Annotated in this window: 4 protein-coding genes and 1 pseudogene; 4 read left to right on the top strand and 1 reads right to left on the bottom strand. The window is 66.3% G+C overall.

Annotated features, from left to right (window positions below; genetic code table 11):
* Window positions 1–335 precede the first annotated feature (335 nt).
* Together ACZ7M3_RS52715 and ACZ7M3_RS52720 are read left to right on the top strand one after the other, a co-directional pair.
* Window positions 336–1,388 (top strand): DUF3710 domain-containing protein, encoded by a 1,053-nt coding sequence (locus ACZ7M3_RS52715; protein ID WP_351316563.1) that lies wholly within the window; start codon window positions 336–338, stop codon window positions 1,386–1,388.
* Between the two features lie 31 nt (window positions 1,389–1,419).
* The gene (locus ACZ7M3_RS52720; protein ID WP_472073955.1) at window positions 1,420–1,926 is read left to right on the top strand and encodes a DUF3710 domain-containing protein; all 507 of its coding nucleotides are present in this window, start codon (window positions 1,420–1,422) and stop codon (window positions 1,924–1,926) included.
* An 82-nt stretch (window positions 1,927–2,008) separates the two neighbouring features.
* On the opposite strand, the gene ACZ7M3_RS52725 is transcribed toward ACZ7M3_RS52720, so the two are convergent.
* The gene (locus ACZ7M3_RS52725; RefSeq protein ID WP_472073957.1) at window positions 2,009–2,161 is read right to left on the bottom strand and encodes a hypothetical protein; all 153 of its coding nucleotides are present in this window, start codon (window positions 2,159–2,161) and stop codon (window positions 2,009–2,011) included.
* A 249-nt stretch (window positions 2,162–2,410) separates the two neighbouring features.
* Here ACZ7M3_RS52725 and ACZ7M3_RS52730 point away from each other — a divergent pair, with 249 nt between their 5' ends.
* Together ACZ7M3_RS52730 and ACZ7M3_RS52735 are read left to right on the top strand one after the other, a co-directional pair.
* Window positions 2,411–2,812, top strand: a complete 402-nt coding sequence (locus tag ACZ7M3_RS52730) for a hypothetical protein (RefSeq protein WP_472073959.1) — start codon at window positions 2,411–2,413, stop codon at window positions 2,810–2,812.
* Window positions 2,813–2,860: 48 nt separating this feature from the next.
* Window positions 2,861–3,060, top strand: a pseudogene (locus tag ACZ7M3_RS52735) (IS6 family transposase); the annotation flags it as partial.

The following is a 3,060-nucleotide window of genomic DNA, read 5'->3' on the forward strand; positions in this document are numbered from 1 at the left end:
CGCCCTTGATCCCCATCGGTGATCCTTCCCGGCAGAGGCCGCACCTCATGCCATCTGGGTCACACCAGGGCATACACAATCTTTAGGACAGTCCCAGTAGAGACGGTGAGGCATCGGCTGAGAGTGAGAAAGTCTCCGAAGAAGGCGAAGGCCGACGTAGTACCACGGCGGGTGCTGCGGACAAAGTCGCTAACGTTACGCAGAACGTGGCAGACGTCTTGCCCCACGGCGCCGGTCTGCACGAACCCGTGAGTGCGGTCGCCACTCTGGCGATCACTTTGGGCACGGCTGCCTCCCGGCTGGCGCGGCGATTCAGAAGGTAAGAGGAGCAGGTCGTGAAGAACGAGGCCAGGGCCATCCTGAGGCGGTTCGAGCAGGGCAGAGCCGTCGTTTCCGAGGACGGCGACTACTCCGCTGCCTCCTGGCACCGCTTGTCACCGCCTCTGGTGATCGCACAGGCCTATTGCCTGTGGGTGCTTGAGTCGGTGGACTGGCAGCCGGACGAAGTCGACAGGGTCGAAGAGGTTGTTCGCGGTCTGTTCTCCGACCCAGGCGTGGCGCGATTCATGGGCACTGTAGACGACGCGGTTCTGGTCACGCGGGGGGTGCTCGGCGATCACGACGCGGCGGCTGAGGCGGACGCGAGGGAAGCGGGCACCCTGCACAACCTGACGGCGCTGCTGGACGCAGCGCGGCTGCGGGGGCAGCTCTCCGAGCCGGACCTGGATGCGCTGTTGGAATGGGCGGTAACCGAGGTTGAGGAGACCTTGGGCTCGGGTGAACTCACTCGCCCGCAAATCCGAGACGGCCAAGTAGGGCCCTGGGACGCCACTGAGGTGGAATCGGAGGACAGTACTGCCTCTGGCGATCGGATCGACCTCGGCGCCCTGCGGGTGCCTGTGGTCGCGGGCATGAGGATCCGTCCGGAGGGGATTGATCTCCAAGCGGGGGAAGGGAACGCCTACGGTGTCACCCTGAACGTGGGCGGCGCTTCGCTGCAGTTGCAGGTTTTCAGCGCGCCGGAGGGCGGGCTGTGGGGCCAGGCCCGCCATGAGCTGGTGGCGAAGATCGCGGCTGCGGGCGGTGAAGCCCAGGAGGGCACGGGACGGCTCGGGATGGAGATCCGGGGCACGGTACCCGGGGGTGAGTCCGGCGCAGATCCGGTTGGTGTTCGCTTCATCGGGTGTGACGGTCCCGGGTGGATGCTCCGGGGAGTGCTGACCGGCCTCGGCGCCGACTCGGACATCATTCAGGAGCAGGCGCGCCGCATCTTCGTCGGTGCGGTGGTCGATATCCGGACCGCCACACCGCTGCCCAACGGATGCGTTCCCCTGCACTGGCCTCCGCTGAGCGGGTGGGACGATGACACCACACCGTTGTTCGACTGAGCGCCCCTCACTTCCTGGACGGTGAGGAGAGTTGCCCATCATCGATCTCGGCGGGCTCAGAATTCCCGCGGCCGAAGTTCTTGAACTGCACCTCGTGCGCAGTGAGAAGCGTTTGTGTGGAGTCACTGTTGTCCAAGGTTCCACGGCTCTCCAACTGCAGGCTTTTCACGCTCTCCCCGACCGGAACTGGGATGTCATCCGCGGCGAGTTGAGCGCGAAGATCACCCGAGGTGGTGGATCCGCGAAGGACTGCGCAGGGCCTGCCGGCGTAGAGATCCGGGCGAGCGTACCGACGATACGGCCCGGTGGATCGATGACCGTCATGCAGGTCAGATTCCTGGGACAGGACGGCCCCGGCTGGCTGCTCCGCGGAGTTGTCACCGGCGCCGGCGCAGCCCCCGAGAGCACCGACCAGTGGGCGTACCGGCTCTTCGCGTCCAGCGTTGTCGTACCGTCGTTTTCACCGCCGGAGAACGGGTCGGCAATTGCGTTGAACATTCCGGACGGGTTTCACGGACAGCACGGGGATCGATCCTGAATCCACCGGACGGCCGGTGTGAAGGGAACCCCCGGCATTCGTACCGCTGCCTGGTAGCGGAGTCAGGGACTCCTGCGGATGCTCAGTTGGCTGCTGTCTCCTGTTGCGGTTCGGCCGCCGCGGGCTCCGAGGTGGCCGCGGCGGCGGAGAAGACGGACGAGCCCCGCTTGGTGCGGTGAGCGTAGCTCGTGGCGACCAGCCCTTCGAGGGTGGTGCCCACGACAGTGGTCTTCACATGCGGTCGGGGCGGTCCTGCGTGAGCACCAGGGCCGGGCTCCAAGGACCATCAAGCCAGCTGCGCAACGCACAGGATGCGCGTGCTCGGGTCCGGTCAGCTCGTTGAGGCTGGACGGCAGCCGTTGCTTGTTCGCCCCCCAGCACGCTGGTGTTCAGGAACCGGTGAGTTCCATCGCCACGCTGGGGATGGTGGTGGGTACGGCCATTTCCCGAGCGATACGGCGACGCAGATGATGAGGATCAGAACATGAAGGACGAGGCCAGGGCCATTCTGCGGCAGTTCGAGCAGGGCGAGCCCGTCGTCTCCGAGGGCGGCAGGCGCACGGCTGCTGCTTGGGACCATGTGTCACCGACCGCAGTGATCGCGCACGCCTACGGTCTGTGGGTGCATGAGATGGCGGCCGCGCGGCCGGGCGGAGGCGACCGACTTGAGGAGGTCGTACGCGGCCTGTTCCCAGACTCCGGCGGGAACCGATTCGCGGGCACTGCGGATGACACCGTGCTCCTCACACGGGGGCTTCTCGGCGACTTCGACGCTGGGGCCCAGGCGGACGCCAAAGGCCTGGGCACTCTGTACAACCTTGCGGCACTGCTGCACGCTGCGATGCTGCGTTCTCAGCTCTCTGAGCGGCGCTGTCACGTTGACTGACCGGGTGGGATGGTCTTCTGGTTGATCACGCGGGGAGGGGGGTCGTCCGTGGGGAGCGCGTTGCCGTCGTACAGGGGGCACCGGTACCCGGTCGGGGTGATCTCGCACTGTGTGTGGCTGTACTTCCGCTTCCCGCTCAGCTTCCGCGAGGTGGAGGAGCTGATGCTCGAGCGCGGCGTGTTCGTCTCCTACGAGACAGCGCGCCGTTGGTGTGCCAAGTTCGGCCAGGCCTACGCGAACGGACTGCG

The sequence above is a fragment of the Streptomyces sp. NPDC111656 genome (assembly GCF_055656965.1).